Source organism: Nocardiopsis eucommiae (assembly GCF_965344335.1).
GTDB classification, from domain to species: domain Bacteria; phylum Actinomycetota; class Actinomycetes; order Streptosporangiales; family Streptosporangiaceae; genus Nocardiopsis; species Nocardiopsis eucommiae.
Genome location: NZ_CBDRIY010000015.1, coordinates 63,532 through 90,179 on the forward strand (window position 1 = coordinate 63,532; position 26,648 = coordinate 90,179).

A 26,648-nucleotide genomic window follows, 5' to 3' on the forward strand; every position below is an offset into this window, starting at 1 on the left:
ACTCACAACACGTGAGGGCGCCCGCCAACAGGACCTTTCGGACCTGCCGGGCGGGCGCCCCCAGTACGCATCGTAGGGAAACCCCTACAGCTCGGTGACAGTGCCACCGGCGGCGGTGATCTTCTCCTTCGCGGAGCCGGAGAACGCGTTGGCGCTCACCTGCACGGCGACGGTGATCTCACCCGTACCCAGCACCTTGACGAGCTGGTTCTTGCGAACCGCGCCCTTGGCGACCAGGCCCTCGACGGTGACCTCGCCACCCTCGGGGTAGAGCTCGCTCAGCTTGTCCAGGTTGACGACCTGGTAGGTCGTCTTGAACCGGGCGTTGCTGAAGCCCTTGAGCTTCGGGATCCGGCGGATGAGGGGCATCTGCCCACCCTCGAAGCCGGGACGAACGGTGTTACGAGCCTTGGTGCCCTTGGTACCGCGACCAGCGGTCTTACCCTTGGAAGCCTCGCCGCGACCCTTGCGGATCTTGGCCTTGTTGCTACCCGGGGCGGGACGCAGGTGGTGCAGCTTGAGCAGCTCGTCGGGGTTGTAGTCGCTCATTCTGCGACCTCCTCGACAGTGACGAGGTGCGAGACGATCGTGATCTGCCCGCGAACCTCGGGGCGGTCCTCGCGCACGGTGGACTTACCGATCCGGCCCAGGCCCAGCGACTGGAGAGCAGCGTGCTGCTTCTCCTTGCCGCCGATCTTGGAGCGGGTCTGCGTGATCTTGATCTTGGCCATGATCAGGCTCCTGCCTTCGCCTCAGAGCGAGCGCGCAGCATGGCAGCCGGGGCCACATCCTCGATCGGCAGACCACGGCGGGCCGCGATCTCCTCGGGCTGGTTGAGACCCTTGAGCGCCGCCACCGTGGCGTGCACGATGTTCAGCGGGTTGGACGAACCGAGCGACTTGCTCAGGACGTCGTGGATGCCGGCGCACTCCAGGACGGCGCGCACGGGGCCACCGGCGATGACGCCGGTACCCGGGGCGGCCGGACGGAGCAGGACGACGCCAGCGGCTTCCTCGCCCTGGACCCGGTGCACGATGGTGCCCTGGATGCGGGGGACGCGGAAGAAGTTCCTCTTCGCGGCCTCCACGCCCTTGGCGATCGCGGCCGGAACTTCCTTGGCCTTGCCGTAACCGACGCCCACCATGCCGTTGCCGTCACCGACGACGACGAGAGCGGTGAAGGAGAAGCGACGGCCGCCCTTGACGACCTTCGCGACCCGGTTGATGGTCACGACCTTCTCGATGTAGGAGACACCCTTGTCTGCGGCGCCGCCGCGGCGATCGTCACGGCGATCACGCCGCTCGCCACCGGCGCCGCGCCGCGGTGCTGCAGCCATCAGTGATTCCTCTTCTCGTGCTTGTTCTTGGCCAGTACAGAGGTCATCGAACTAGAACTCCAGCCCGCCCTCGCGCGCCGCGTCGGCGAGCTTGGCGATACGACCGGCGTACCGGTTACCACCGCGGTCGAAGACGACCTGGGTGATACCGGCGTCCTTCGCGCGCTGCGCGACGAGCTCACCGACCTTGACGGACTTGTCGGACTTCGTGCCCTCGGCACCCCGCACGTCGGTCTCGACGCTGGAGGCGGCGACCAGGGTGTGACCCTTGGAGTCGTCGATCACCTGCGCGACGATGTGCTTGGAGGAGCGGAACACGGCCAGACGCGGACGCTCACTGGTGCCCACGACCTTCTTGCGGACCCGGAACTGCCGGCGCTTGCGGGAGGTGGTCGCCTTCGCGGTGCGCTTACGGCTCACGGTGATGCCCATGCCTACTTACCAGCCTTTCCGGCCTTGCGGCGGATGTGCTCACCCTTGTACCGCACGCCCTTGGCCTTGTACGGGTCAGGCTTGCGCAGACCACGGATGTTCGCGGCGACCTGGCCCACCAGCTGCTTGTCGATGCCCTCGACGTGGAGGATGGTCGGCTTCTCCACGCGGAAGGTGATGCCCTCGGGGGGCTCGATGACCACCGGGTGGCTGAAGCCCAGCGAGAACTCCAGGTTGGAGCCGCGGGCCTGGACGCGGTAACCCACGCCGTGGATCTCCAGCGTCTTGGCGTAGCCCTTGGAGACACCCTCGACGAGGTTGGCGATCAGCGCACGGGTCAGACCGTGCAGCGACCGGTTCTCCGGCTTGTCGTCAGGACGAGCGACCGTGACGATACCGTCCTCGAAGGAGACGGTGATCGGCTCGGCGATCGTGTGCTTGAGTTCGCCCTTCGGCCCCTTGACAGTGACGTCTTGCCCGTTAATCGTGACTTCGACGCCCTTGGGGACCGAGAGCGGCAGTCGACCGATTCGCGACATGCTTCAGTCTCTCCCTATTACCAGACGTAAGCGAGGACTTCGCCGCCCACGCCACGCTTCTTGGCCTGCTTGTCAGTCATCAGGCCACCGGACGTCGAAATGATCGCCACACCGAGGCCACCCAGCACGCGCGGAAGGTTCTCCTTCTTCGCGTACACCCGGAGACCGGGCTTGGACACCCGGCGGATTCCCGCGATGGAACGCTCACGGGTGGGGCCGTACTTCAGGTCGAGGACGAGGCTCTGGCCCACGGGGGCCTCCTCGGTCCGCCAGCCCTGAATGAAGCCCTCCTGCTGGAGGATCTCGGCGATGTGCGCCTTGATCTTGGAATACGGCATCGTCACGGTGTCGTGGTACGCCGAGTTCGCGTTACGCAGACGCGTCAGCATGTCTGCGATCGGGTCGGTCATCGTCATGGCCGACTGGCCCTTCCTCACCGCGGTTTCCGAGTGCGGGCTTTCCCAGAGCCTGCCTCTCGTCGGGGTTGCCCCCGGAGAGTGCACAAACGGACCTTCGGCGTGGTCGTGGGCACCGCGGTCCCTCCCGGGACTGCCGTGCCCTGTTGAATGGATGTAGCTGGTCCGTGCTCCGCCAGGAGGCGGCCACGGGCACTGCTTCGTACCACCGTCAGGTGGCGTTTCGGGGGGCCGACCGCGCTAGCGCGCAGGGTCGGCCCCACCGGAAACTACCAGCTCGACTTGGTGATACCGGGCAGCTCGCCCTTGTGGGCCATCTCGCGGAAGCAGATACGGCACAGGCCGAACTTCCGGAAGACGGCGCGGGGGCGGCCGCACCGCGAGCATCGAGTATACGCACGAACGCCGAACTTCGGCTTCCGCTGCGCCTTGGCGATCAGGGACTTCTTAGCCATCTGTGGTAACCCCTCAGGCTTCCTTGAACGGGAAACCGAGCCGCTTGAGCAGGCTGCGGCCGTGTTCGTCGGTGGTCGCCGTCGTGACAACCGTGATGTCCATCCCACGCTGGCGGTCGACCTTGTCCGGGTCGACCTCGTGGAACATGACCTGCTCGGTCAGACCGAAGGTGTAGTTGCCGTTCCCGTCGAACTGCTTCGGGGAAAGGCCACGGAAGTCCCTGATCCGGGGCAGGGCCAGCGAGAGCAGCCGGTCGAGGAACTCCCACATCCGGTCGCCGCGCAGCGTGACGCTGGCGCCGATCGGCTGACCCTCGCGCAGCTTGAACTGCGCGATGGAGTTCCGGGCACGGTTGATCTTCGGCTTCTGACCGGTGATCGCCGTAAGGTCGGCGATCGCGCCCTGGATCAGCTTCGCGTCACGAGCCGCCTCGCCCACGCCCATGTTGACCACGATCTTCGTGAGACCGGGGATCTGCATGACGTTGGCGATGTCGAACTCGTCCTTGAGGCCCGCAGCGATCTCGTTGCGGTACTTCTCCTTGAGCCGCGGCATCGGAGGGGCGGTGATGTCGTTGGTAACCGTCATCAGATGTCCTTACCGGTGCGGCGGGAGACCCGAACCTTGGTTCCGTCTTCCTCGAAGCGGTAGCCGACCCGAGTGGCCTTGCCGTCCTCCGCGAGCGAAACGTTGCTCACGTGGATGGGGGCCTCCTTCGTGACGACCTCGCCCTGCTGGCCGCCCGCCGGGTTGGCCTTCCTGTGCTTCTTGACCAGGTTGACGCCCTCGACGATGACACGGTCTTCCTTCGGCAGGGCCTTGACGACCTTGCCGGTGGCACCCTTGTCCTTGCCGGCGAGAACGATGACCTCGTCGCCAGATTTGATCTTCATCGCTTAGAGCACCTCCGGCGCCAGCGAAATGATGCGCATGTACTTCTTGTCACGCAGCTCACGGCCGACCGGGCCGAAGATGCGGGTGCCTCGCGGGTCCCCACCGTCCTTGATGAGCACGGCAGCGTTCTCATCGAAGCGGATGTAGGAGCCGTCGGGCCGGCGGCGCTCCTTGACGGTGCGCACGACAACGGCCTTGACGACGTCGCCCTTCTTGACTCCAGCGCCAGGCAGGGCGTCCTTCACCGTGGCGACGATCGTGTCGCCGATCCCGGCGTAGCGCCGACCCGAGCCACCGAGAACACGGATGGTAAGGATCTCCTTGGCACCCGTGTTGTCGGCGACCTTGAGTCGCGACTCCTGCTGAATCACGTCTGCTCCTGATGTGATGCGTGCGGTCCACTGCCGCACGGCTAGGTGGTCTCACCCCTCTGGTCGGCGGCCGGCAACGAGTGCCGGCCGCCAACAGGCTGGGGTTACTTAGCCTTCTCCAGGATCTCCACGACGCGCCAACGCTTCGTCGCGGAGAGCGGCCGGGTCTCCATCATGCGGACCCGGTCACCGACGCCAGCGGAGTTCGCCTCGTCGTGCGCCTTGTACTTGGTCGTCCGACGGATGACCTTGCCGTACAGGGCGTGCTTGACGCGGTCCTCGACCTCGACAACGACGGTCTTGTCCATCTTGTCGCTGACGACGTAGCCCTCGCGCACCTTGCGGTAGTTGCGCGTCGCGGTCTGGTTCTCACTCATTCGGCTGCTTCCTTCGTCTCCTCAGCCGACTCACCAGACAGCGGGACGATGCCCAGCTCGTGCTCGCGCAGGACCGTGTAGATCCTGGCGATCTCGCGCTTGACAGTGCGCAGACGGCTGTGGTTGTCGAGCTGGCCGGTGGCGGCCTGGAAGCGGAGGTTGAAGAGCTCTTCCTTGGCTTCCTTGAGCTTCGTGACCAGGTCCTCGACGGACTGGTCGCGCAGCTCGTGGGCAGTCACGGACTTCGCCACTACTCCCACACCTCCCGCTTAACAAACTTGCACTTCATCGGGAGCTTGTGCATCGCACGGCGCAGGGCCTCCTTGGCCACGGCCTCGGGCACGCCCGACAGCTCGAACATCACGCGCCCCGGCTTGACCGGCGCGACCCACCACTCGGGCGAACCCTTACCGGAGCCCATGCGGACCTCGGCGGGCTTCTTCGTCAGCGGACGGTCCGGGAAGATGTTGATCCACACCTTGCCGCCACGCTTGATGTGACGCGTCATGGCGATACGAGCGGACTCGATCTGACGGTTCGTCACGTAGGCCGACTCCAGGGCCTGGATACCGAACTCGCCGAAGGCGACCGTGGTACCACGCTGAGCCTTGCCACGAAGGTCCGGGTGGTGCTGCTTCCGGTACTTGACCTTACGAGGAATAAGCATCGGTTAGCTCCCCTCGGTCTTCGGGGCCTCGGCCGAAGCACCAGCCTTGGCGTCGGTGCCCGGGGCGCCAGCGGCACCGCCACGACGGCGGCGCTGCGGACGCTCACGGCGCTGACCGCCACCGGCGGTGCGCTGGGCGGCCTGGGCCGCCTCGCGCTCGGCGCGGGTCACAGGGGCGTCGCCCTTGTAGATCCACACCTTGACGCCGATGCGACCGAACGTCGTACGGGCCTCGAAGAAGCCGTAGTCGATGTCGGCGCGCAGCGTGTGCAGCGGGACGCGACCCTCGCGGTAGAACTCCGAGCGGGACATCTCAGCCCCACCCAGACGACCACCGCACTGGATACGAATACCCTTGGCGCCACTCTTCATGGCGCTCTGCATGGCCTTGCGCATCGCGCGGCGGAACGCCACGCGGCTGCTCAGCTGCTCAGCGACGCCCTGGGCGACGAGCTGCGCGTCGATCTCGGGGTTCTTGACCTCGAAGACGTTCAGCTGCACCTGCTTGCCGGTGAGCTTCTCCAGGTCCGTACGGATCCGGTCGGCCTCGACGCCGCGACGGCCGATGACGATGCCCGGCCGGGCGGTGTAGACGTCCACGCGGACACGGTCACGGGTGCGCTCGATCTCGACCTTGGAGATGCCCGCGCGCTCCATGCCACGGGTCAGCATCCGACGGATCGCGACGTCTTCCTTGACGTAGTCCTTGTAGGACTTGTCGGCGTACCAGCGGCTCTTGAAGTCGGTGGTGATGCCGAGGCGGAACCCGTGCGGGTTTACCTTCTGCCCCACTATCGGGTCCTTTCCTTGGTCTTGGACGAGGCGCCCGCGCCCTCAGCGACGACCACGGTGATGTGGCTCGTGCGCTTGGTGACCCGGAAAGCCCGGCCGAAGCCGCGGGGACGAATGCGCTTCAGGGTCGGACCCTCGTCCACCCAGACGCGCTCGACCACCAGGGACTCACGGTCCAGCTTGTCGTTGTGCTCAGCGTTGGCGATGGCGCTAGCCAGCACCTTGCCAACGGGCTCGCTCGCCGACTGGGGCGCGAACCGGAGCACCGCCTGTGCCTCGTCAGCGGGCAACCCGCGAATAAGGTCCGCCACCCGGCGAGCCTTTCGGGGCGTAACGCGGACGAACCGCGCCTGTGCCCTCGTTCCCATCGCTTTTCCCTCGCTCACGGAAATTCCTTCCCCACTCACCGTGGAGAAAATGGTTCTTACAACTGCTGCAACCGCTAGCGGCGGCTGCGGCGGTCGTCCTTGACGTGGCTACGGAAAGTACGCGTGGGAGCGAACTCACCGAGCTTGTGGCCGACCATCGACTCCGACACGAACACCGGAACGTGCTTGCGGCCGTCGTGGACGGCGATCGTGTGACCGATCATCTCCGGGACGATCATGGATCGCCGGGACCACGTCTTGATGACGTTCTTGGTCCCCTTCTCGTTCTGGACTTCCACCTTCTTGATGAGGTGGTCGTCGACGAAGGGACCCTTCTTAAGGCTACGTGGCATCAGACGTGCTCCTTACCGCTTCTTCTTACCGCTACGCCGACGCCGCACGATCAGCTTGTCGCTGGCCTTGTTCTTGGCCCTGGTCCGGCCTTCCTTCTTGCCCCAGGGGCTGACCGGGTGACGACCACCGGAGGTCTTGCCCTCACCACCACCGTGCGGGTGGTCGACCGGGTTCATGACCACACCACGGACGGTCGGGCGCTTGCCCTTCCACCGCGAGCGGCCGGCCTTGCCCCAGTTGATGTTGGACTGCTCGGCGTTGCCGACCTGACCAACCGTGGCGCGGCAGGAGATCTCGACCATGCGCATCTCACCGGAGGGCATACGCAGCGTGGCGTAACGGCCCTCCTTGGCGAGGAGCTGGATCTGCGACCCCGCGGAACGACCCAGCTTGGCACCGCCACCGGGCTTCAGCTCGACCGCGTGCACGAACGTACCCGTGGGGATGTTGCGCAGCGGGAGGCAGTTGCCCGGCTTGATGTCGGACTGGGGGCCGTTCTCGATCTTGTCGCCCTGCTTGAGGCCGGCGGGCGCCAGAATGTAGCGCTTCTCACCGTCCACGTAGTGGAGCAGAGCGATGCGAGCGGTGCGGTTGGGGTCGTACTCGATGTGAGCGACCTTGGCCGGCACGCCGTCCTTGTCGTGACGACGGAAGTCGATCACGCGGTAGGCGCGCTTGTGGCCACCACCCTGGTGACGAGCGGTGATCCGGCCGTGGCCGTTACGACCGCCCTTGGAGTGAAGCGGACGGACCAGGGACTTCTCCGGCTCCGAACGCGTGATCTCGACGAAGTCGCTCACGCTGGAGCCGCGACGACCCGGCGTCGTCGGCTTGTACTTACGAATGCCCATCTTCTTCGCGCATTCCTTTACGTGTTGCTTGACATGTAGCGGTCAGACCCGGGAGAGGTCAGACACCGAAGATGTCGATCCGCTGGCCGTCGGCCACGCTGACGATCGCGCGCTTGGTGTCGGGACGCTTCCCGAAGCCGAAACGGGTGCGCTTGCGCTTACCCTTCCGGTTGATCGTGTTCACGCTCGTGACCTTCACTTCGAAGATCTTCTCGATCGCGATCTTGATCTGGGTCTTGTTGGCGTCCGGGCGAACGATGAACGTGTACTTGTTCTCGTCCATGAGCCCGTAGCTCTTCTCGGAGATCACCGGCTCGACGATGATGTCCCGGTGGTCGGCGATCCTCACTGGTCGTCCTCCTCGGACTCAGCGGCCTTCGAGGTACCGGCCGCGTGGGCCAGGAACTCGGCGTAGCCCGCCTCGGTGAAGACCACGTCGTCCGAGTAGAGGACGTCGTAGGTGTTCACCTGGTCCGCGTCGAGGATGTGGACCTCTTCGAGGTTGCGCAGGGCGCGCCGGTTGTGCTCGTCCTCGCGGGCCAGGACGACGAGGACCTTGTCGGACTCGGTGACCTGACGCAGCGACTTCAGAGCGGTCTGCGTGAACTTGTTCTCCGCGTCCTCAGCGACGAAGGTGCTGATGACGTGGATACGGCCGTGGTTGGCCCGGTCCGAGAGGGCGCCACGCAGGGCGGCGGCCTTCATCTTCTTCGGGGTCCGCTGGCTGTAGTCACGCGGCTGGGGACCGTGAACGGTGCCACCACCGGTGTACTGCGGGGCGCGGATCGAGCCCTGGCGGGCGCGACCGGTTCCCTTCTGGCGGTAGGGCTTCTTGCCACCGCCGCGGACCTCGCCGCGGGTCTTGGTGGCGTGCGTGCCCTGCCGGCCGGCGGCCAGCTGGCCGTTCACGACCTGGTGGATCAGCGGGATGCTGACCTGCTGGGCGAAGACGGACTCGGGAAGCTCGACGCTGCCCTTGGAGCCGCCCTCGGGGTTCTTGACCTCGATCTGGGCCATGACTTACTTGTCCCCCTTCACAGCGGTGCGGACGAGCACCAGACCGCCGTTGGGACCGGGGACAGCACCCTTGACCAGGATGAGGCCCTTCTCCGCGTCCACAGAGTGAACGGTCAGGTTCTGGACGGTCTTGCGCACGTTGCCCATGCGCCCGGCCATCCGCATGCCCTTGAAAACGCGGCCGGGCGTGGCGCAGCCGCCGATGGAGCCGGGAGAGCGGTGCTTGCGCTGGGTGCCGTGCGAGGCGGAGAGACCACGGAAACCGTGGCGCTTCATCACACCGGCGAAACCCTTGCCCTTGCTCTTGCCCGTGACGTCGACCTTCTGGCCGCTCTCGAACGCGGCGGCGTCGACTTCCTGGCCGAGCGTGTACTCGGAGGCGTCGGTGGTGCGCACCTCGACGTAGTGACGGCGCGGGGTCAGGTCGTTCGCGCGCAGGTAGTCGCCCAGGGGCTTGTTGACCTTGCGCGGGTTGATCTGCCCGTAGCCGAGCTGGATGGCGGAGTAGCCATCGGTGTCAGGGGTCCGGATGCGGCTCACGACGCACGGACCGGCCTTCAGGACGGTCACGGGCACCATCTTGCCCGCGTCGTCGAAGACCTGGGTCATGCCGAGCTTTTCGCCCAGAACTCCCTTGATCTGCTTGGTGGCCATGTCTGTGCGTCCTTAAAGCTTGATCTCGATGTCAACGCCAGCCGGGAGGTCGAGTCGCATGAGCGAGTCCACCGTCTTCGGCGTGGGGTCGATGATGTCGATCAGCCGCTTGTGGGTGCGCATCTCGAAGTGCTCGCGCGAGTCCTTGTACTTGTGCGGCGATCGGATGACGCAGTAAACGTTCTTCTCCGTCGGCAGCGGCACCGGGCCCGCGACCTGTGCGCCAGTTCGCGTCACAGTCTCAACGATCTTGCGCGCCGAGCTGTCGATGACCTCGTGGTCATAGGCCTTTAGCCGAATGCGGATCTTCTGTCCCGCCATGTGGCCTGTTCGTCCTTCGCTTCAGTGTCCGTAACGGTGAGCTGTCCGGTCACAGACGCCCAGGCCCGTCGGCGAATCCGCCGGCGTGTTGGCCGTGAGCCCCTATTCCCTTGAGAAACCGCAACAGGGCTTGCCCCTGCGGTGCGTCACCGTCACAGAGCCCGATGACGTCTTGTCAGTGTGGTGGGCGGGCCGCCGTGAAGCGGCCCACCCACCACGTCGGGGCGGCTCCGGAAGGGGCCACCCCAACGTGTGTGCTACTTGAGGATCTTCGTGACGCGACCCGCGCCCACGGTCCGGCCACCCTCACGGATGGCGAACTTGAGGCCCTCTTCCATCGCGACCGGCTGGATCAGGTTGACGGTCATCTCGGTGTTGTCACCGGGCATGACCATCTCCGTGCCCTCCGGCAGCGTCACGACGCCGGTGACGTCGGTGGTGCGGAAGTAGAACTGCGGGCGGTAGTTGTTGAAGAACGGCGTGTGGCGGCCACCCTCGTCCTTGGACAGGATGACGACCTGGCCCTCGAACTCGGTGTGCGGGGTGGTCGTGCCGGGCTTGATCACGACCTGGCCGCGCTCGACGTCCTCGCGCTTGATGCCGCGCAGGAGCAGACCGACGTTGTCGCCAGCCTGACCGTTGTCGAGCAGCTTGCGGAACATCTCAACACCGGTGACGGTGGTGGTCTGCTTCTCTTCCTTGATGCCGACGATGTCAACGGTCTCGTTGACGTTGACGACGCCGCGCTCGATACGACCGGTGACGACGGTGCCGCGACCGGTGATCGAGAAGACGTCCTCGATCGGCATGAGGAAGGGCTTCTCGGTGTCACGCTCGGGCTCGGGAATGAAGCTGTCCACGGTGCCCATGAGCTCCAGGACGGCCTTGCCCCACTCCGCGTCGCCCTCGAGGGCCTTGAGAGCCGAGACCTTGGTGACGGGGATGTCGTCGCCGGGGAACTCGTACTCGCTGAGGAGCTCACGCACCTCGAGCTCGACGAGCTCGAAGATCTCCTCGTCGTCCACCATGTCGGCCTTGTTCAGGGCGACGACGATGGCGGGGACGCCGACCTGGCGGGCCAGGAGCACGTGCTCCTTGGTCTGCGGCATCGGGCCGTCGGTGGCGGCCACGACCAGGATCGCGCCGTCCATCTGCGCGGCACCCGTGATCATGTTCTTCACGTAGTCAGCGTGACCGGGGCAGTCGACGTGGGCGTAGTGACGCGCCTCGGTCTGGTACTCGACGTGAGCGACGGAGATGGTGATGCCGCGCTCGCGCTCCTCAGGAGCGTTGTCGATGTCCTCGAACGGGGTGAACGGGTTCAGCGCCGGGTACGCGTCGTGCAGCACCTTGGTGATGGCCGCGGTCAGCGTGGTCTTGCCGTGGTCGATGTGACCGATGGTGCCGATGTTGACGTGCGGCTTGGTCCGCTCGAACTTTTCCTTCGCCACTGGAAGTCTCCTAGACGTACAGATCTATCTGACTGTGGTCCAACCCCGCGGATGCGGGGTACAGCCGGGTTGCTTGCTCGCGACTATTCGCCGCGAACCTTCGCCACGATTTCCGTGGCGACAGCGGACGGAACCTCCGCGTAGGAGTCGAACACCATCGAGTAGTTGGCTCGACCCTGGGTACGGCTGCGCAGGTCACCCACGTAGCCGAACATTTCCGAAAGGGGCACCTGGGCCTTGACGAGACGGACACCGGAACGCTCGTCCATGGACTGAATCTGTCCACGGCGGGAGTTCAGGTCACCGATCACGTCACCCATGTACTCCTCAGGGGTGGTGACCTCGACGGCCATGACCGGCTCGAGAAGAGTCGGCTTCGCCAGGCGGACGGCCTCCTTGAAGGCCATCGAACCGGCGGTCTTGAACGCCATCTCGGACGAGTCGACGTCGTGGTACTGACCGTCCGTCAGGCTCACCTTGATGCCGACGAGCGGGTAGTGCGCGAGCACGCCCAGCTCAGCGGCCTCCTGGCAGCCGGCGTCGACCGAGGGGATGTACTCCCGCGGGATGCGGCCACCGGTGACGGCGTTGACGAACTCGTACCCGGACGCGTCGCCGTCCTCGGACGTGAGCGGCTCAAGGTCGATCTTGACCTTGGCGAACTGGCCCGACCCACCGGTCTGCTTCTTGTGGGTGTAGACGTGGCCTTCGACCTTCTTGCGAATGGTCTCACGGTAGGCCACCTGGGGCTTACCGATGTTCGCCTCGACCTTGAACTCGTCGCGCATGCGGTTGACCAGCACCTCGAGGTGCAGCTCGCCCATGCCGGAGATCACGGTCTGACCGGTCTGCTCGTCCGAGGCCACCTGGAAGGAGGGGTCCTCGTCCGCCAGACGCTGGATCGCGATGCCCAGCTTCTCCTGGTCGCTCTTGGTCTTCGGCTCGATGGCCACCTCGATGACCGGAGCCGGGAAGGTCATGGACTCCAGGACGATCGGAGCACCCTGCTCGCAGAGCGTCTCGCCGGTCGTGGTGTCCTTCAGACCCATGACCGCGACGATGTCGCCCGCACCAGCGGCGGGGATCTCCTCGCGCTTGTTGGAGTGCATCCGGTAGACCTTGCCGATGCGCTCCTTGCGGCCCTTGAGGCTGTTCAGCACCTGGGTGCCGGCCTCGAGGACGCCGGAGTAGATCCGCACGTAGGACAGCTTGCCCAGGTGGGGGTCGCTGACGATCTTGAAGACCAGGGCCGAGAACGGCTCCTCCACGCTCGGCTTGCGCTCGAGCTTGGTCTGCTCGGTCTCGTCCTTGGGGTCGTGACCGTCGATGGCCTCGACGTCCAGGGGCGAGGGGAGGTAGTCGACGACCGCGTCGAGCAGGGGCTGGACGCCCTTGTTCTTGAAGGCGGTACCGCAGACGACCGGGATGGCCGTACCGGCGATGGTGGCGCGACGGATCGCGGGCACCAGCTGCTCGACGGTGGGCTCCTGGCCCTCGAGGTACATCTCCATGATCTCGTCGTCGGCCTCGGCCAACGTCTCGAGGAAGAAGTCGCGCGCCTCACGAGCCGCGTCCGCGTGGGACTCGGGGATCTCGATGGTGTCGTACATCTCGCCGAGCGCGGCCTCGTCGTTCCAGACGTAGGCCTTCATGCGGACGAGGTCGATGACGCCCTTGAAGTCGCTCTCGGCACCGATCGGCAGCTGGATCGGCATGGCGTTCGCGCCGAGGCGCTCACGGAACATGTCGACACAGCGCTGGAACTCGGCGCCGATCTTGTCCATCTTGTTGACGAAGCAGATACGCGGCACGTTGTACCGGTCGGCCTGACGCCAGACCTGCTCCGACTGGGGCTCGACGCCTTCCTTGGCGTCGAACACCGCGACGGCGCCGTCAAGGACACGCAGCGACCGCTCGACCTCGACCGTGAAGTCGACGTGGCCGGGCGTGTCGATGATGTTGATCGTGGTGTCGTTCCAACTGGTGGTGATCGCAGCCGAGGTAATGGTGATACCCCGCTCCTGCTCTTCCTTCATCCAGTCCATCGTCGAGGCGCCGTCGTGCGTCTCGCCGAGCTTGTGGTTGACACCCGTGTAGTAGAGGATCCGCTCGGTCGTCGTGGTCTTGCCCGCGTCGATGTGGGCCATGATGCCGATGTTGCGGACCTTGGCCAGGTCAAGCAAAGTCTTAGCCATGTGGCTCGTCTTCCCTAGGTCTCAAGGAATCGATTCGCCGCGGGGTTACCAGCGGTAGTGGGCGAAGGCCTTGTTCGACTCGGCCATCTTGTGCGTGTCCTCACGCTTCTTGACCGCCGCGCCCAGACCGTTGCTGGCGTCCACCAGCTCGTTCATCAGACGCTCGGTCATGGTCTTCTCACGACGCTGACGCGAGTAGGAGACCAGCCAGCGCAGGGCCAGCGTGGTGGACCGGGAGGCGCGAACCTCGACCGGCACCTGGTAGGTCGCGCCACCGACACGGCGGCTGCGGACCTCCAGCGCGGGCTTGACGTTGTCCAGGGCTCGCTTGAGAACGACGAGCGGGTCCTGACCGGACTTCTCCCGAGCACCTTCCAGGGCGTCGTAAACGACGGCCTGGGCGATGGAGCGCTTGCCGTCGAGGAGCACCTTGTTGATCAGTGCGGTGACGAGCGGCGAGCCGTAGACCGGGTCGGTGATGAGCTGGCGCTTCGGCGCCGGGCCCTTGCGCGGCATGCTTACTTCTCCTTCTTGGCGCCGTAGTGGCTACGGGCCTGCTTGCGGCCTCGGACACCCTGGGTGTCGAGCGAACCGCGGACAATTCGGTAGCGAACGCCCGGCAGGTCCTTCACACGACCGCCACGAACCAGCACGATGCTGTGCTCCTGGAGGTTGTGACCAATGCCGGGGATGTAGGCCGTGACCTCGATGCCGCTGCTCAGCTTGACGCGAGCGACCTTACGCAGAGCGGAGTTCGGCTTCTTCGGCGTAGTGGTGTAGACACGCGTGCACACACCACGACGCTGCGGACTCCCCTTCAGCGCCGGGGTCTTGTTCTTTGCGACCTTGTCCTGTCGGCCCTTGCGGACCAGCTGCTGGATGGTGGGCACCGCGTCTCCGTCTTCCTCGTGACCTACGCCGGTTCTCGTAGCCGATATCGCTATTGACCTGCTGAATTCCCCGAACCTCCCCGACCCCCGTGGTCGGGCGTGTCGCCCTCGTTCCCACGCATGGCGAACGGATGCACACCCGGTCGGAGACCGATTCACAGGAGGGGGTTCACCTGCGCCGCGCGCCCCGTGTCCGTCCTCTGGAGGACTGGGGCGCCGCACACGCACGTGTGACCCGTCGACTCACGGGCACAATCACACAGGCTACCGCTAACCGAACATGCGGTCAAAACGGTGTGCGACATGGCGAGACAAGCGGAACCGGATCTCGCGTAGCCGTGGGTCTCGACCAGTCTACGTGCTTCCCGACGCGCTTCGCCCCGGGTTTCCCAACGAAGGGCCGACAAAGAGAGCGGCCGTTCCCGGAGGACCCATTGTCCCCCGGAAACGGCCGGGATTCTACAGAACGAAGAAGATCGCCAGGGAGATCACCGTCACCAGGATGCCGATGACCGCGAAGACCGTACCCGTGGTGATCAGGCCCAGTCCGTCGAGGGTGCCCCGCGACTCGCGGATCGCCCTCTTCGCCCTGGGTCCGGTGACGAACAACGCGAGGATCGCGGTGATCACACCGACGACCGGCAGCAACGAGGCCACACCCAGCCACAGGGTGACGTTGGCCCCGGGTTCGGTGTCGGCCAGGAAGTCGATGCTGTCGTAGCCCGGGTAGTCCCCGTCGTCCCTGGCCTCGTCGAAGCCAGGGAAGTCCTCCGCGATCCGGTCGCGACGGCGCTTCGCCTGCTTGGGCCGCTCCGGCATCCCGTAGTCGGCCGGGGTGAAGTCGTCCTCGTAGTCCGTCTCCGCCCGGTCGTCCCGGTCAAGCCGGTCGTCCCGCTCGTCCTCGTACTCCCCCTGCCGAGCCGCGTCGGACTCGGAGTCGAAGGAGGGCGGCGTGAACATCTGGGTGGCGCCCTCGCCACCGCGCCAGGAGTCGTCGCCCTCCTCGGGCGTCTCGTCCCACCGCTGGTCCTCCGGGCCGTCCCAGGGACGGTCGTCCTCGTCGTCCAGGGGGTCCTTGGACCTGGCGCGAGACTGCATGTCCGCGATGGCGGCCAGGGGGTCCTCGGAACCGGGGACGGCGGCGGACAGCGTGCCGGTGTCCGGATCGGCCGGCGCGTCCTCACTCCCCCAGTCCGCGTACGCGGGCTCCGGGGGCGACTCGCGGCGGCGGCGTTCGGCGTCGCGGACGACGTCGGGCAGACGCGGGTCGTTGCGGTCGAAGGCCCAGGTGTTACCGGTCCCGCCCTGTTCGGGCGCGGGAGAGAGCTCGTCACGGTACCGGTCGGCGGGCTCCTCCGCGGGACGCGGGGACAGCTCGTCGTCGTACCGGTCGGCGGGCTCCTCCCCGAGACGCGGGGACAGCTCGTCGTCGTACCGGTCACCGCCGTACGAGGGGGCCTGGTGGTCGGACCACGGCCGTTCGGTCTGCTCCGCCCACGGCTCGGTGGTGCCCGAACCCTTCCAGGTGTCCCCGGTGTCCCCGGTGTCCTCGGCGGGGCTCCAGCTGTCCAGGCCGCCGTTGCCGCGCCACTCGCCCGGCTGTTCCCGTCCGGACCCGGACTTCCAGAGTTCCTCGCCGGGGCCCGACGCGGACCACGGGGTGTCCGGGTCCAGCGGGTCGCGCGCGTCCGCGGTGAAGCCAGGGTCATCCGAGGAACCGGAGTCCCGCGAACCCCAGGAATCGGGGTTACCGGGAGACCCCGCTGAACGGGGGCCCTCGGGGTCCCACGGTTCGCCCCCCAGGTCGGAGCCGCGCTGGTCCGACGCGGGAGCGGAGTCATCCGAGTAGCCGGAGCTCCATGGGTCATCGTTCGCCGAAGCCGACGCCTGCGGCGTCAACGGGTCCCGGCCGAGCCCGGAGTCCGGGCCGCCCGGAGCCTCCGGGTCCCACGGCTGGCGGCCGGGATCGGGGAACGAGTCCGGACCGGAGGCCGACGCGTACGGCGTCCGGGAGTCCGGAGCACCACCCAGGGCGGCGTCGGGTTCCCACGGCTGGTGGCCCGGAGCGGAGTACTCCTGCGAGCGGAGCGGATCGGACGTGAGCGCGGAGTCATCCGAGGACCAGGGGTCCGGCGTGGTTCCCGGCACCTGGGAGTCCTCGGAAGCCGGGTACCCGGAGTTCCACGGCTCCTGACCGGAACCGGAGAACTCCTGCGAGCCACGCGCGTCCGAGGCGAAGGGAGCGGGATCGTCCGAGGACCAGAGGCTCCCCGCACCACCGGGCAGACGAGACTCCCCGGAGGCCGCCGGGTCCCACGGCTGACCGCCGGAATCGACGAGGGGGTCCAGGCCGGAGGCGGCGGAGGCAGAGGAGTCGTCCCCCTGGGGAGACCACGGAGCGGCCTCGGCGGAACCCCCGGAACCCCACGCGTCGCCGGAGGCCGACGGCCGCGGCGACCGCGAGTCAGGACCGCCCAGAGCAGACCCCTCCGGTTCCCATGGCTCTCGACCCGAAGCCGGGAACGGGTCCGGACCGGAGGCCGACGCGTGCGGCGTCCGGGAGTCCGGCGCACCGGCCTCGGGGTCCCACGGCTCCTGACCGGAGCCGGAGAACGCGTCACGTGAGCCGTGCGCGTCCGGTGAGAAGGCGGGGGTGTCGTCCGGGGACCAGAGCTCCCCCGTACCACCGGGCGGACGAGCGTCCCCCGAAGCGGCCGGGTCCCACGGCTCACGACCGGAGTCGGAGGAACCCTCGGAAGCCCACGAGTCACCGGAGGCCGACGCGAGCGGCGACCGCTCGTCAGTCCCCTCCGGAGCCCACGGCTCCTGGCCGGGGCGGAAGGACGGGTCGGGCTCGGAAGCACTCTGAGGGGACCACGGGGCGGGGTCGGACGGCCCCTCGGAGTCCCACGCGCCGGAGGACGACGCCTGCGGGCGCAGCGGGTCCCGGTCGGAACCCGCGTCGCTCCGAGCGGCCCAGGAGTCCCGGAAGGGGCCCTGGGCGGTGGGCTGGACCGACCCGTGCACGGGCTCCTCCGGAGGCAGCGGGACCTCGGCACTGGCCGCGATGCCCGGGTAGCCGCCGACGGCGGGAGCCTCGGGCTCCCGCGCGGCCAACGGGTCCTCCCCCGGGAAGCGCGTCACGGGCTCGTAGGCCGACGTGCCCGCGCCCGGGTACGAGATACCCGGTGCCGACGGCGGCCCGCCCAGGGCGTCCGGGTAGGGCTCCACCATGGCCGGACGCGAGGCGCTCAGCCCCGCGTAGCCGCCGCTGTCAGGGAAGACGGCGCCGTCCTCCCCCGGGTTCGACGCCGCGTCCTCCTCCAGGGGGTCCTGGTACTCCGACTGTGTGCGGTAGCGGTTCTCGCTGGGCTTGAACCAGGAGTCCCCGTCCGCGTCGGACGCTCGGTTGCCCGGCGTCCCGCCCCCGTTATCAGTCACTTGCCTGCTCTCCCGACAGCGCCGTAGCGCCCTCTCCCCGTCCGCACCGCAGTGTACGAACCGACAACGACGAAACGGCGGCGGGGCCACCCCCGGTGATGGGGGTGGCTGACCACCGCCGTCAGCTCAACCAACGTCCAGATCGGACTTACCGGTTGTACGGACCGAAGTCGTACTCCTCCAGGGGAACGGCCTCGCCCGAACCCTGCCCGAAGGTGTACTCACTGGGCTCCTCGTAACCGGAGACCGAGTACATCGAGGCCTTGGCCTCCTCGGTCGGCTCGACCCGGATGTTGCGGTACTGCGGAATACCGGTACCGGCCGGGATGAGCTTACCGATGATGACGTTCTCCTTGAGGCCCAGCAGCGGGTCACTCTTACCGTGGATCGCGTTCTCGGTCAGCACGCGGGTGGTCTCCTGGAAGGAGGCCGCCGACAGCCAGGACTCCGTGGCCAGCGAGGCCTTGGTGATACCCAGCAGCACCGGACGTCCGGCGGCCGGCTGGCCGCCCTCGGACACGACGCGTCGGTTGATCCGCTCGAACTTCGGCCGCTCGACCATCTCACCGGGCAGGAGCTCGGTGTCACCGGACTCCAGGATGTTCACCCGCTTGAGCATCTGGCGGACGATGATCTCGATGTGCTTGTCGTGGATCGACACACCCTGCGACTTGTACACCTCCTGGACCTCCGACACGAGGTGCTGCTGCACCGCGCGCGGGCCCTGGATGCGCAGGACCTCGTGCGGGTTGATCGCACCCTGGATGAGCTGCTGGCCGACCTTGACGTGGTCGCCGTCGCTCACCAGGAGCTGCGCACGCATCGGGACCGGGTAGGCGATCTCGTCCGTGCCGTCGTCCGGAATGACGACGATCTTGCGGCTCTTCTCGGTGTCGTCGACCCTGATCCGGCCCTCCATCTCGGAGATCGGGGCCACACCCTTGGGGATGCGGGCCTCGAAGAGCTCCTGGACACGGGGCAGACCGTGGGTGATGTCCTGACCGGCGGAACCACCCATGTGGAAGGTACGCATGGTCAGCTGGGTACCGGGCTCACCGATGGACTGGGCCGCGATGATGCCGATCGCCTCACCGACGTCCACCGGCTTGCCGGTCGCCATGGAGCGGCCGTAGCAGGTGGTGCAGACGCCGATCTTCGCCTCGCAGGTCAGCGACGAGCGGATGCGCACGCGGGTGACCCCGGCGGCGACCAGCTTGTCGATGTTCTGCTCGGAGGTGTCGGACAGCGCCGGGAGGACGAGCTTGCCCTCCGGGTCCAGCGTGTCCTCCGCGATGGTCCGACCGAAACCGGTGTTCTCGACGTTGTGCTTGCGCACGACGACACCGGCGGCGTTCTTCTCACCGATCTCGTGCCAGAGCGAACGGTCCGTGCCGCAGTCGATCTCGCGGACGATGACGTCCTGCGCGACGTCCACCAGACGACGGGTCAGGTAACCCGAGTCGGCGGTACGCAGGGCGGTGTCGGCCAGACCCTTGCGCTGACCGTGCGTGGAGATGAAGTACTCCAGCACGGACAGGCCCTCACGGTAGGAGGACTTGATCGGACGCGGGATGGTCTCACCCTTGGTGTTGGAGACCAGACCACGGATACCGGCGATCTGACGCACCTGCATCGGGTTACCACGCGCACCGGACTGGACCATCATCCACACCGGGTTGTCGGCGGGGAAGTTGTCCTCCATGTCCTTCGCGACCTCGGCCGTGGCCTGGGTCCACACCTCGGTGAGCTCCTGACGGCGCTCGTCGTCGGTGATCAGACCGCGGTCGTACTCGCGCTGGATCTTGTCGGCCTTGCGGTCGTAGCCGCCGAGGATCTCCGCCTTGCGCGGAGGCGCGACGACGTCCTCGATGCCGATGGTCAGGCCGGACCGGGTGGCCCAGCGGTAACCGGCGTCCTTCAGGGCGTCCAGGGTCGTGGCGACCTGGACCTTGGGGTAGTTCTCGGCGAGGTCGTTGACCAGGACCGAGACCTGCTTCTTGCCCACCTGGAAGTTGACGTACGGGTAGTCCACCGGGGTGGCCTCGTTGAAGAGGTACCGGCCCAGGGTGGTCTCCAGGACGTAGACGTCGCCCTGCTCCCAGCCCTCCGGCGGCGTCCAGTCCTTGGGCGCGGGAGCGCCGTCGGCGATACGCAGCCGGATCTTGGCCTGGAGGTCCAGGTCGCCCAGGTCGTAGGCCATGATGGCCTCGGCCGGGGAACGGAAGGCACGACCCTCGCCCGCGGCACCCGCGCGCTCCGTCGTCAGGTAGTACAGGCCGATGATCATGTCCTGGGTGGGCATGGTCACGGGCTTGCCGTCGGACGGCTTGAGGATGTTGTTGGTGGCGAGCATCAGCAGCCGCGCCTCGGCCTGGGCCTCGGCGGACAGCGGCAGGTGCACGGCCATCTGGTCACCGTCGAAGTCCGCGTTGAACGCGGTGCACACGAGCGGGTGGATCTGGATGGCCTTGCCCTCGACCAGCTGCGGCTCGAAGGCCTGGATGCCCAGGCGGTGCAGCGTCGGAGCACGGTTCAGCAGCACCGGGTGCTCGGTGATGACCTCTTCGAGGACGTCCCACACCACGGGGCGGGACCGCTCCACCATGCGCTTGGCGCTCTTGATGTTCTGCGCGTGGTTCAGGTCCACCAGGCGCTTCATCACGAACGGCTTGAAGAGCTCCAGGGCCATCTGCTTGGGCAGACCGCACTGGTGCAGCTTCAGCTGCGGGCCGACGACGATGACCGAACGGCCGGAGTAGTCGACGCGCTTGCCGAGCAGGTTCTGACGGAAACGGCCCTGCTTGCCCTTGAGCATGTCGGACAGCGACTTGAGCGGACGGTTACCGGGACCGGTGACCGGGCGTCCACGGCGGCCGTTGTCGAACAGCGCGTCGACGGCCTCCTGGAGCATCCGCTTCTCGTTGTTGACGATGATCTCGGGCGCGCCCAGGTCCAGAAGCCGCTTGAGGCGGTTGTTCCGGTTGATGACGCGGCGGTACAGGTCGTTGAGGTCGGAGGTCGCGAAGCGGCCACCGTCCAGCTGCACCATCGGACGCAGGTCCGGCGGGATGACCGGGATGCAGTCCAGCACCATGCCCATGGGGCTGTTGGTGGTGTTGAGGAACGCCGAGACGACCTTGAGCCGCTTCAGGGCGCGGGCCTTCTTCTGGCCCTTGCCGGTGCGGATGGTCTCCCGGAGCTTCTCCGCCTCCTCGTCCAGCTCGAAGTTGGACAGGCGGTCCTGGATGGCCTGGGCGCCCATGCCGCCACGGAAGTACTTCCCGAAGCGGTCACGCATCTCGCGGTAGAGCATCTCGTCGCCCTCGAGGTCCTGGACCTTGAGGTTCTTGAAACGGCTCCACACCTCGTCGAGGCGGTCGATCTCGCGCTGGGCGCGGTCGCGCAGCTGGCGCATCTCACGCTCGGCGCCCTCGCGCACCTTGCGGCGCGCGTCGCCCTTGGCACCCTGCTCCTCGAGCTCGGCCAGGTCGGCCTCGAGCTTACGGTGACGCTCCTCGATGGTCGAGTCGCGACGCTGCTCCAGGTGCTGCTTCTCGACCGAGATCCGTGCTTCCAGCGACTGGAGGTCGCGCTCACGGGCCTCGGTGTCCACCCACGTGACCATGTAGGCGGCGAAGTAGATGATCTTCTCGAGATCCTTCGGCGCCAGGTCCAGCAGGTAGCCCAGGCGGGAGGGCACGCCCTTGAAGTACCAGATGTGCGTGACGGGAGCGGCCAGCTCGATGTGGCCCATCCGCTCACGGCGCACCTTGGCGCGGGTCACCTCGACGCCGCAGCGCTCACAGATGATGCCCTTGAAGCGGACGCGCTTGTACTTGCCGCAGTAGCACTCCCAGTCCCGGGTCGGACCGAAGATCTTCTCGCAGAAGAGTCCGTCCTTCTCGGGCTTGAGGGTGCGGTAGTTGATGGTTTCGGGCTTCTTGACCTCGCCGTGCGACCACTGGCGAATGTCATCAGCGGTGGCGAGGCCAATCCGCAGCTCGTCGAAGAAGTTGACGTCGAGCACTTAATTCGTCCCCTGCTCTCGAAATCCGCGGAAGTTAGACCTCTTCGACACTGCTCGGCTCTCGCCTGCCCAGGTCGATTCCCAGTTCTTCCGCCGCGCGGAAGACGTCCTCGTCACTGTCCCGCATCTCGATGGACATACCGTCACTGGACAGCACCTCCACGTTCAGACAGAGCGACTGCATCTCCTTGATGAGCACCTTGAAGGACTCAGGGATGCCCGGCTCGGGGATGTTCTCGCCCTTGACGATGGCCTCGTAGACCTTGACGCGACCCACCACGTCGTCGGACTTGATGGTGAGCAGCTCCTGGAGCGCGTAGGCGGCGCCGTACGCCTCCAGCGCCCACACCTCCATCTCGCCGAACCGCTGGCCGCCGAACTGCGCCTTACCACCCAGCGGCTGCTGCGTGATCATGGAGTACGGGCCGGTGGAGCGGGCGTGGATCTTGTCGTCCACGAGGTGGTGGAGCTTCAGGATGTACTTGTAGCCGACGGAGATGGGCTCCGCGAAGGGCTCACCGGTACGGCCGTCGAACAGGCGCGCCTTGCCGTCCTCGTTGATGAGGCGGTTGCCGTCCTTGTTCGGGCGGACCGACTGGATGAGGCCGCTGAGCTCGTCGCCGTGCAGGCCGTCGAAGACCGGCGTGGCCACGCGCGAGTTGGGGGCGACCTCGGCCGCTCCGATCGCGTGCAGCGACTTCTGCCACTCCTCCTCGACCCCCTCGACCAACCAGCCGTTCTTGGCCAGCCAGCCCAGGTGGACCTCCAGTACCTGGCCGACGTTCATTCGGCCGGGGACGCCCAGCGGGTTGAGGATGATGTCGACGGGCGTGCCGTCCTCCAGGAAGGGCATGTCCTCCTGGGGCAGGATCTTCGAGATGACGCCCTTGTTGCCGTGACGTCCGGCGAGCTTGTCGCCGTCGGTGATCTTGCGCTTCTGGGCCACGTAGACGCGGACCATCTCGTTGACGCCGGGGGCGAGCTCGTCGCCCTCGTCGCGGCTGAACACCCGGACGCCGATGACCTTGCCGGTCTCGCCGTGCGGCACCTTCAGGGAGGTGTCGCGGACCTCGCGGGCCTTCTCGCCGAAGATGGCGCGCAGCAGGCGCTCCTCCGGGGTCAGCTCGGTCTCGCCCTTGGGCGTGACCTTGCCGACGAGGATGTCGCCGTCGACGACCTCGGCGCCGATGCGGATGATGCCCCGGTCGTCGAGGTCGGCCAGGACCTCCTCGCTGACGTTGGGGATCTCGCGGGTGATCTCCTCCGGGCCGAGCTTGGTGTCACGGGCGTCGACCTCGTGCTCCTCGATGTGGATCGAGGAGAGGACGTCGTCCTGCACCAGACGCTGGCTGAGGATGATCGCGTCCTCGTAGTTGTGGCCCTCCCAGGACATGTACGCCACGAGGAGGTTCTTGCCCAGCGACATCTCGCCCTGGTCCGTGGAGGGACCGTCCGCGAGGACCTGCTTGACCTCGATGCGCTGACCCTCGTGCACGATGGGGCGCTGGTTGAAGCAGGTGCCCTGGTTGGAGCGCTGGAACTTGCCCATGCGGTACGTCTTGCGCGTGCCGTCGTCGGCCATCACGGTGACGTAGTCGGCGGTGACGTCCTCGACGACACCCGCCTTCTCCGCGATGATGACCTCACCGGCGTCGGTGGCGGCACGGTACTCCATGCCGGTGCCGACGAAGGGCGACTCGGCGCGGAGCAGCGGCACGGCCTGGCGCTGCATGTTGGAGCCCATGAGCGCGCGGTTGGCGTCGTCGTGCTCCAGGAACGGGATCATGGCGGTGGCGACCGACACCATCTGGCGCGGCGACACGTCCATGTAGTCGACCTCGTCGGTGCTGACCTGCTCGAACTCCCCGCCCTTACGACGGACGAGCACGCCGGCCTCGGCGAAGCTGCCGTCCGCGTTCATCGGGGTGTTCGCCTGCGCGATGACGTAGAGGTCCTCTTCGTCAGCGGTAAGGTAGTCGACCTGGTCGGAGACCTTGCCGTCGATGATCTTCCGGTACGGGGTCTCCACGAAACCGAAGGAGTTCACCCGGCCGTAGGCGGCGAGCGAGCCGATCAGACCGATGTTCGGACCCTCGGGGGTCTCGATCGGGCACATGCGGCCGTAGTGGGACGGGTGGACGTCCCGGACCTCGAAGCCCGCGCGCTCACGGGACAGACCGCCCGGACCCAGCGCCGAGAGGCGGCGCTTGTGGGTCAGACCCGCGAGGGGGTTGGTCTGGTCCATGAACTGGGACAGCTGCGAGGTGCCGAAGAACTCCTTGATGGAGGCCACGACGGGACGGATGTTGATCAGGGTCTGAGGCGTGATCGCCTCGACGTCCTGGGTGGTCATCCGCTCGCGGACGACGCGCTCCATGCGGGCCAGGCCCAGGCGGACCTGGTTCTGGATGAGCTCGCCGACGGTGCGCAGACGACGGTTGCCGAAGTGGTCGATGTCGTCGGTCTCGACCGGGCGGAGGCCGAGGACGGTCTCCTTCTCGACCTCACCGGCGTGCAGGCGCACGAGGTAGTCGATGGTCGCGACGATGTCCTCTTCGGTGAGGGTGCCCTGCGTGAAGTCGGTGTCGAGACCGAGCTTCTTGTTGATCTTGTACCGGCCGACCTTGGCGAGGTCGTAGCGCTTGGGGTTGAAGTACAGGTTCTCCAGCAGCGCCTGGGCCGACTCCTTCGTGGGCGGCTCTCCCGGACGCAGCTTGCGGTAGATGTCCAGCAGCGCGTCGTCGGTACCGGCGGTCGGGTCCTTCTCCAGGGTGTTGCGGATCGACTCGTACTGGCCGAAACGCTCCAGGATCTGGTCGGTGGTCCAGCCCAGCGCCTTGAGCAGGACGGTGACGCCCTGCTTGCGCTTGCGGTCGATACGGACGCCGACGAAGTCGCGCTTGTCGACCTCGAACTCCAGCCAGGCACCGCGGGACGGGATGACCTTGCAGCCGAAGAGGTCCTTGTCCGAGGTCTTGTCGACGGACTTGTCGAAGTACACACCCGGGGAGCGGACGAGCTGGGACACGACGACGCGCTCGGTGCCGTTGATGATGAAGGTGCCCTTGACGGTCATGAGCGGGAAGTCGCCCATGAACACCGTCTGGCTCTTGATCTCACCGGTGTCGTTGTTGATGAACTCCGCCGTGACGAACATCGGGGCGGAGTACGTCATGTCCTTGTCCTTGCACTCCTCCTCGGAGTACTTGGGCGGCTCGAACCGATGGTCACGGAACGAAAGGGACATCGTGCCCGAGAAGTCCTCGATCGGGCTGATCTCCTCGAAGATCTCTTCGAGACCGGACTGCTCCGGAACGTCCTTGCGGCCGGCGTTGCGGGCCGTCTCGACCCGGGTCTTCCACGTGTCGTTGCCCAGCAGCCAGTCGAACGACTCGGTCTGCAGGGCCAGAAGGTTCGGAACCTCGAGGGGTTCCTGGATACGGGCGAAAGAAACGCGGTGCGGACCAAGGGCGTTAGCGGAGGCGTTGCGCGAGGCTGCCAACAGGGGTCCTTCCGAAGGCTTGTGGCGGTTGAAGCGCGCACGCCAGACGATCCGTCACGAGAGGGACCGCCGCAACGCGGTTGAGACGGTCACATCGAGCGGGTGACGGGCCTTCCGGAATCCAGAAGAATGGGATGGCGGAAGCCGTACACCGACACAGGGATCACCAAAGGGCAGCGCAAAAGAGCAGTGTAGCCGAACACCACACCGCTGTCCACTCACGGTCCACAGCACCACTCACGACACCGGCAGGATCACCCCTGGAGGGCGATCCGTCAAGCCCGGCATGCCTACACGAGCACCCTCGTAAGGGACCGGCGGTCCCGGGTCGTACCCGGTCGACGGCGGTACCGCCACCACGCACATCCCCGGGGGAAGGCCCTGGACCATCAGGGTGAAACAGCGCGCCTGCCCTGGCCCCACGGGGGATGTGAGCCAACGGACACCCGGAAGGATTCCCCCGCCCCAGGCGGGTAAACACTCTCTCCGGAGCCCTTCAAGATTCCCGGGACGGGAGATTATCGCGTCCCGAGGACAGTTCGCACACGGGGACACGGGGATCCCGCACGCGAACCGCCCCAGCTTCGCACATCACCCAGCTCACGACGGTTCAGACACGGCGTCGTTCACGACATACGGGACGTTGGTCGGCCGTCGGCGGGGGACCTTCGGCCTCCCGACTCGGACCGGAACCTCCCGGTTCCCGACGACCGAATCACGACGCACCACCGGGGCGGCCCCGGGCACGAGAAAGCGGCCGCCCCTCCCCTGGGGGAGGAACGGCCGCTTCACGCAGACCAGCGGGCGACTGGCGCCCGCGGAGGACTACTTGAGGGTGACGGTGGCGCCAGCGCCCTCAAGGGCGGCCTTGGCCTTCTCCGCGGCCTCCTTGTTGACGCCCTCGAGGAGAGCCTTCGGGGCGTTGTCGACGAGGTCCTTGGCCTCCTTGAGACCCAGGCTCGTGAGGCCACGGACCTCCTTGATGACCTGGATCTTCTTGTCGCCAGCGCCCTCGAGGATGACGTCGAACTCGTCCTTCTCCTCCTCGGCGGCCGGGGCGGCACCGGCGGGGCCGGCGGCGACGACGGCGGCCGGGGCGGCGGCGGTGACGTCGAACTTCTCCTCGAACAGCTTCACGAAGTCGGAGAGCTCGAGGAGGGTCATGCCCTCGAACGCGGTAAGCAGGTCCTCGTTGCTGAGCTTCGCCATGATGCGATCTCTCTTTCTCTAACGACACGCGCGCCCAATGGCGCATCGTGCGAGCCAGTGGCCGGGCGCCGTGAGCACCCGCCGTGGT

The 26,648-nt window shown here is 66.8% G+C and carries 29 protein-coding genes; all 29 read right to left on the minus strand.

The genetic code is table 11. The annotated features are described in order from the left end of the window. Positions 1–84 precede the first annotated feature (84 nt). The gene (gene rplO, locus ACRWK8_RS11945) at positions 85–549 is read right to left on the minus strand and encodes a 50S ribosomal protein L15 (protein WP_017542990.1); all 465 of its coding nucleotides are present in this window, start codon (positions 547–549) and stop codon (positions 85–87) included. Beyond that, positions 546–731 (minus strand): 50S ribosomal protein L30, encoded by a 186-nt coding sequence (gene rpmD / locus ACRWK8_RS11950; protein WP_014912857.1) that lies wholly within the window; start codon positions 729–731, stop codon positions 546–548. The genes rplO and rpmD overlap by 4 nt, the downstream gene beginning before the upstream one ends. A 2-nt stretch (positions 732–733) precedes the next feature. Beyond that, positions 734–1,336, minus strand: a complete 603-nt coding sequence (gene rpsE, locus ACRWK8_RS11955; RefSeq protein ID WP_017542992.1) for a 30S ribosomal protein S5 — start codon at positions 1,334–1,336, stop codon at positions 734–736. Between the two features lie 51 nt (positions 1,337–1,387). After that, the gene (gene rplR, locus ACRWK8_RS11960; protein WP_017542993.1) at positions 1,388–1,768 is read right to left on the minus strand and encodes a 50S ribosomal protein L18; all 381 of its coding nucleotides are present in this window, start codon (positions 1,766–1,768) and stop codon (positions 1,388–1,390) included. A 2-nt stretch (positions 1,769–1,770) separates the two neighbouring features. After that, entirely contained in the window at positions 1,771–2,307 is a 537-nt protein-coding gene (rplF, locus tag ACRWK8_RS11965) for a 50S ribosomal protein L6 (protein WP_378738534.1), read from the minus strand. 17 nt (positions 2,308–2,324) lie between these two features. Continuing rightward, a complete protein-coding gene (gene rpsH, locus ACRWK8_RS11970; RefSeq protein ID WP_026119486.1) occupies positions 2,325–2,723 on the minus strand; it encodes a 30S ribosomal protein S8 in 399 nt (132 codons plus the stop codon). A gap of 269 nt (positions 2,724–2,992) precedes the next feature. Beyond that, complete coding sequence (locus tag ACRWK8_RS11975; protein WP_378738537.1) at positions 2,993–3,178, minus strand: type Z 30S ribosomal protein S14; 186 nt, start codon at positions 3,176–3,178, stop codon at positions 2,993–2,995. 13 nt (positions 3,179–3,191) lie between these two features. Next, a complete protein-coding gene (rplE, locus tag ACRWK8_RS11980) occupies positions 3,192–3,767 on the minus strand; it encodes a 50S ribosomal protein L5 (protein ID WP_378738540.1) in 576 nt (191 codons plus the stop codon). After that, positions 3,767–4,072, minus strand: a complete 306-nt coding sequence (gene rplX / locus ACRWK8_RS11985) for a 50S ribosomal protein L24 (RefSeq protein ID WP_378738542.1) — start codon at positions 4,070–4,072, stop codon at positions 3,767–3,769. Before rplX ends, rplE begins: the two co-directional genes overlap by 1 nt. Positions 4,073–4,075: 3 nt before the next feature. Further along, complete coding sequence (gene rplN, locus ACRWK8_RS11990; RefSeq protein ID WP_013156121.1) at positions 4,076–4,444, minus strand: 50S ribosomal protein L14; 369 nt, start codon at positions 4,442–4,444, stop codon at positions 4,076–4,078. Positions 4,445–4,548: 104 nt separating this feature from the next. Further along, positions 4,549–4,821, minus strand: coding sequence for a 30S ribosomal protein S17 (gene rpsQ / locus ACRWK8_RS11995; protein ID WP_017542998.1), 273 nt, complete (start codon positions 4,819–4,821; stop codon positions 4,549–4,551). After that, positions 4,818–5,072 carry a 50S ribosomal protein L29 gene (rpmC, locus tag ACRWK8_RS12000; RefSeq protein ID WP_017542999.1) on the minus strand — a complete coding sequence of 85 codons (255 nt, stop codon included), beginning with the start codon at positions 5,070–5,072 and terminating at the stop codon, positions 4,818–4,820. Before rpmC ends, rpsQ begins: the two co-directional genes overlap by 4 nt. After that, a complete protein-coding gene (gene rplP, locus ACRWK8_RS12005) occupies positions 5,072–5,488 on the minus strand; it encodes a 50S ribosomal protein L16 (protein WP_378738545.1) in 417 nt (138 codons plus the stop codon). The genes rpmC and rplP overlap by 1 nt, the downstream gene beginning before the upstream one ends. A gap of 3 nt (positions 5,489–5,491) precedes the next feature. Continuing rightward, positions 5,492–6,280 (minus strand): 30S ribosomal protein S3, encoded by a 789-nt coding sequence (gene rpsC, locus ACRWK8_RS12010; protein ID WP_049569156.1) that lies wholly within the window; start codon positions 6,278–6,280, stop codon positions 5,492–5,494. Further along, positions 6,280–6,648, minus strand: coding sequence for a 50S ribosomal protein L22 (gene rplV, locus ACRWK8_RS12015; protein ID WP_017543002.1), 369 nt, complete (start codon positions 6,646–6,648; stop codon positions 6,280–6,282). Before rplV ends, rpsC begins: the two co-directional genes overlap by 1 nt. A 74-nt stretch (positions 6,649–6,722) precedes the next feature. Continuing rightward, positions 6,723–7,001 (minus strand): 30S ribosomal protein S19, encoded by a 279-nt coding sequence (gene rpsS / locus ACRWK8_RS12020; RefSeq protein WP_017543003.1) that lies wholly within the window; start codon positions 6,999–7,001, stop codon positions 6,723–6,725. Positions 7,002–7,013: 12 nt separating this feature from the next. After that, positions 7,014–7,853: a 50S ribosomal protein L2 gene (gene rplB, locus ACRWK8_RS12025; RefSeq protein WP_017543004.1), complete on the minus strand. Its 840-nt coding sequence runs from the start codon at positions 7,851–7,853 to the stop codon at positions 7,014–7,016. Positions 7,854–7,911: 58 nt separating this feature from the next. Further along, positions 7,912–8,202 carry a 50S ribosomal protein L23 gene (gene rplW, locus ACRWK8_RS12030; RefSeq protein WP_017588427.1) on the minus strand — a complete coding sequence of 97 codons (291 nt, stop codon included), beginning with the start codon at positions 8,200–8,202 and terminating at the stop codon, positions 7,912–7,914. Continuing rightward, positions 8,199–8,870, minus strand: coding sequence for a 50S ribosomal protein L4 (gene rplD, locus ACRWK8_RS12035; protein ID WP_378738548.1), 672 nt, complete (start codon positions 8,868–8,870; stop codon positions 8,199–8,201). The genes rplW and rplD overlap by 4 nt, the downstream gene beginning before the upstream one ends. 3 nt (positions 8,871–8,873) lie before the next feature. Continuing rightward, a complete protein-coding gene (gene rplC / locus ACRWK8_RS12040) occupies positions 8,874–9,524 on the minus strand; it encodes a 50S ribosomal protein L3 (RefSeq protein WP_357760506.1) in 651 nt (216 codons plus the stop codon). A 12-nt stretch (positions 9,525–9,536) separates the two neighbouring features. Next, positions 9,537–9,845 carry a 30S ribosomal protein S10 gene (gene rpsJ, locus ACRWK8_RS12045; RefSeq protein WP_013156110.1) on the minus strand — a complete coding sequence of 103 codons (309 nt, stop codon included), beginning with the start codon at positions 9,843–9,845 and terminating at the stop codon, positions 9,537–9,539. Between the two features lie 257 nt (positions 9,846–10,102). Further along, positions 10,103–11,296, minus strand: coding sequence for an elongation factor Tu (gene tuf, locus ACRWK8_RS12050; protein WP_017543008.1), 1,194 nt, complete (start codon positions 11,294–11,296; stop codon positions 10,103–10,105). 83 nt (positions 11,297–11,379) lie between these two features. Next, positions 11,380–13,491: an elongation factor G gene (gene fusA, locus ACRWK8_RS12055; RefSeq protein ID WP_026128980.1), complete on the minus strand. Its 2,112-nt coding sequence runs from the start codon at positions 13,489–13,491 to the stop codon at positions 11,380–11,382. Positions 13,492–13,536: 45 nt separating this feature from the next. After that, entirely contained in the window at positions 13,537–14,007 is a 471-nt protein-coding gene (gene rpsG, locus ACRWK8_RS12060) for a 30S ribosomal protein S7 (RefSeq protein WP_017543010.1), read from the minus strand. Positions 14,008–14,009: 2 nt separating this feature from the next. Continuing rightward, positions 14,010–14,381 (minus strand): 30S ribosomal protein S12, encoded by a 372-nt coding sequence (gene rpsL, locus ACRWK8_RS12065; RefSeq protein ID WP_014912437.1) that lies wholly within the window; start codon positions 14,379–14,381, stop codon positions 14,010–14,012. 459 nt (positions 14,382–14,840) lie between these two features. Then, on the minus strand, positions 14,841–17,822 hold the full coding sequence (locus ACRWK8_RS12070; RefSeq protein WP_431870273.1) for a hypothetical protein: 2,982 nt from the start codon (positions 17,820–17,822) through the stop codon (positions 14,841–14,843). A gap of 148 nt (positions 17,823–17,970) precedes the next feature. Next, positions 17,971–21,849 carry a DNA-directed RNA polymerase subunit beta' gene (locus ACRWK8_RS12075; RefSeq protein ID WP_378738555.1) on the minus strand — a complete coding sequence of 1,293 codons (3,879 nt, stop codon included), beginning with the start codon at positions 21,847–21,849 and terminating at the stop codon, positions 17,971–17,973. A 34-nt stretch (positions 21,850–21,883) separates the two neighbouring features. Further along, a complete protein-coding gene (gene rpoB, locus ACRWK8_RS12080) occupies positions 21,884–25,351 on the minus strand; it encodes a DNA-directed RNA polymerase subunit beta (protein WP_378738558.1) in 3,468 nt (1,155 codons plus the stop codon). Between the two features lie 825 nt (positions 25,352–26,176). Then, a complete protein-coding gene (gene rplL, locus ACRWK8_RS12085) occupies positions 26,177–26,560 on the minus strand; it encodes a 50S ribosomal protein L7/L12 (protein ID WP_017543016.1) in 384 nt (127 codons plus the stop codon). Between the last annotated feature and the right edge of the window lie 88 nt (positions 26,561–26,648).

What these genes read in the sequence shown, in the direction of transcription:
- rpsG (WP_017543010.1), bottom strand. Translation starts at nt 14,007, where the DNA reads ATGCCGCGCAAGGGCCCGGCGCCGAAGCGCCAGCTCATCACCGACCCG.
- rplP (WP_378738545.1), bottom strand. Translation starts at nt 5,488, where the DNA reads ATGCTTATTCCTCGTAAGGTCAAGTACCGGAAGCAGCACCACCCGGAC.
- rplF (WP_378738534.1), bottom strand. Translation starts at nt 2,307, where the DNA reads ATGTCGCGAATCGGTCGACTGCCGCTCTCGGTCCCCAAGGGCGTCGAA.
- rpsJ (WP_013156110.1), bottom strand. Translation starts at nt 9,845, where the DNA reads ATGGCGGGACAGAAGATCCGCATTCGGCTAAAGGCCTATGACCACGAG.
- fusA (WP_026128980.1), bottom strand. Translation starts at nt 13,491, where the DNA reads ATGGCTAAGACTTTGCTTGACCTGGCCAAGGTCCGCAACATCGGCATC.
- rpmD (WP_014912857.1), bottom strand. Translation starts at nt 731, where the DNA reads ATGGCCAAGATCAAGATCACGCAGACCCGCTCCAAGATCGGCGGCAAG.
- rplX (WP_378738542.1), bottom strand. Translation starts at nt 4,072, where the DNA reads ATGAAGATCAAATCTGGCGACGAGGTCATCGTTCTCGCCGGCAAGGAC.
- rpsE (WP_017542992.1), bottom strand. Translation starts at nt 1,336, where the DNA reads ATGGCTGCAGCACCGCGGCGCGGCGCCGGTGGCGAGCGGCGTGATCGC.
- rplR (WP_017542993.1), bottom strand. Translation starts at nt 1,768, where the DNA reads ATGGGCATCACCGTGAGCCGTAAGCGCACCGCGAAGGCGACCACCTCC.
- rplE (WP_378738540.1), bottom strand. Translation starts at nt 3,767, where the DNA reads ATGACGGTTACCAACGACATCACCGCCCCTCCGATGCCGCGGCTCAAG.
- rplO (WP_017542990.1), bottom strand. Translation starts at nt 549, where the DNA reads ATGAGCGACTACAACCCCGACGAGCTGCTCAAGCTGCACCACCTGCGT.
- rpsH (WP_026119486.1), bottom strand. Translation starts at nt 2,723, where the DNA reads ATGACGATGACCGACCCGATCGCAGACATGCTGACGCGTCTGCGTAAC.
- rplC (WP_357760506.1), bottom strand. Translation starts at nt 9,524, where the DNA reads ATGGCCACCAAGCAGATCAAGGGAGTTCTGGGCGAAAAGCTCGGCATG.
- rplV (WP_017543002.1), bottom strand. Translation starts at nt 6,648, where the DNA reads ATGGGAACGAGGGCACAGGCGCGGTTCGTCCGCGTTACGCCCCGAAAG.
- rplB (WP_017543004.1), bottom strand. Translation starts at nt 7,853, where the DNA reads ATGGGCATTCGTAAGTACAAGCCGACGACGCCGGGTCGTCGCGGCTCC.
- rplD (WP_378738548.1), bottom strand. Translation starts at nt 8,870, where the DNA reads ATGGCCCAGATCGAGGTCAAGAACCCCGAGGGCGGCTCCAAGGGCAGC.
- rpsS (WP_017543003.1), bottom strand. Translation starts at nt 7,001, where the DNA reads ATGCCACGTAGCCTTAAGAAGGGTCCCTTCGTCGACGACCACCTCATC.
- rplL (WP_017543016.1), bottom strand. Translation starts at nt 26,560, where the DNA reads ATGGCGAAGCTCAGCAACGAGGACCTGCTTACCGCGTTCGAGGGCATG.
- ACRWK8_RS11975 (WP_378738537.1), bottom strand. Translation starts at nt 3,178, where the DNA reads ATGGCTAAGAAGTCCCTGATCGCCAAGGCGCAGCGGAAGCCGAAGTTC.
- rpsQ (WP_017542998.1), bottom strand. Translation starts at nt 4,821, where the DNA reads ATGAGTGAGAACCAGACCGCGACGCGCAACTACCGCAAGGTGCGCGAG.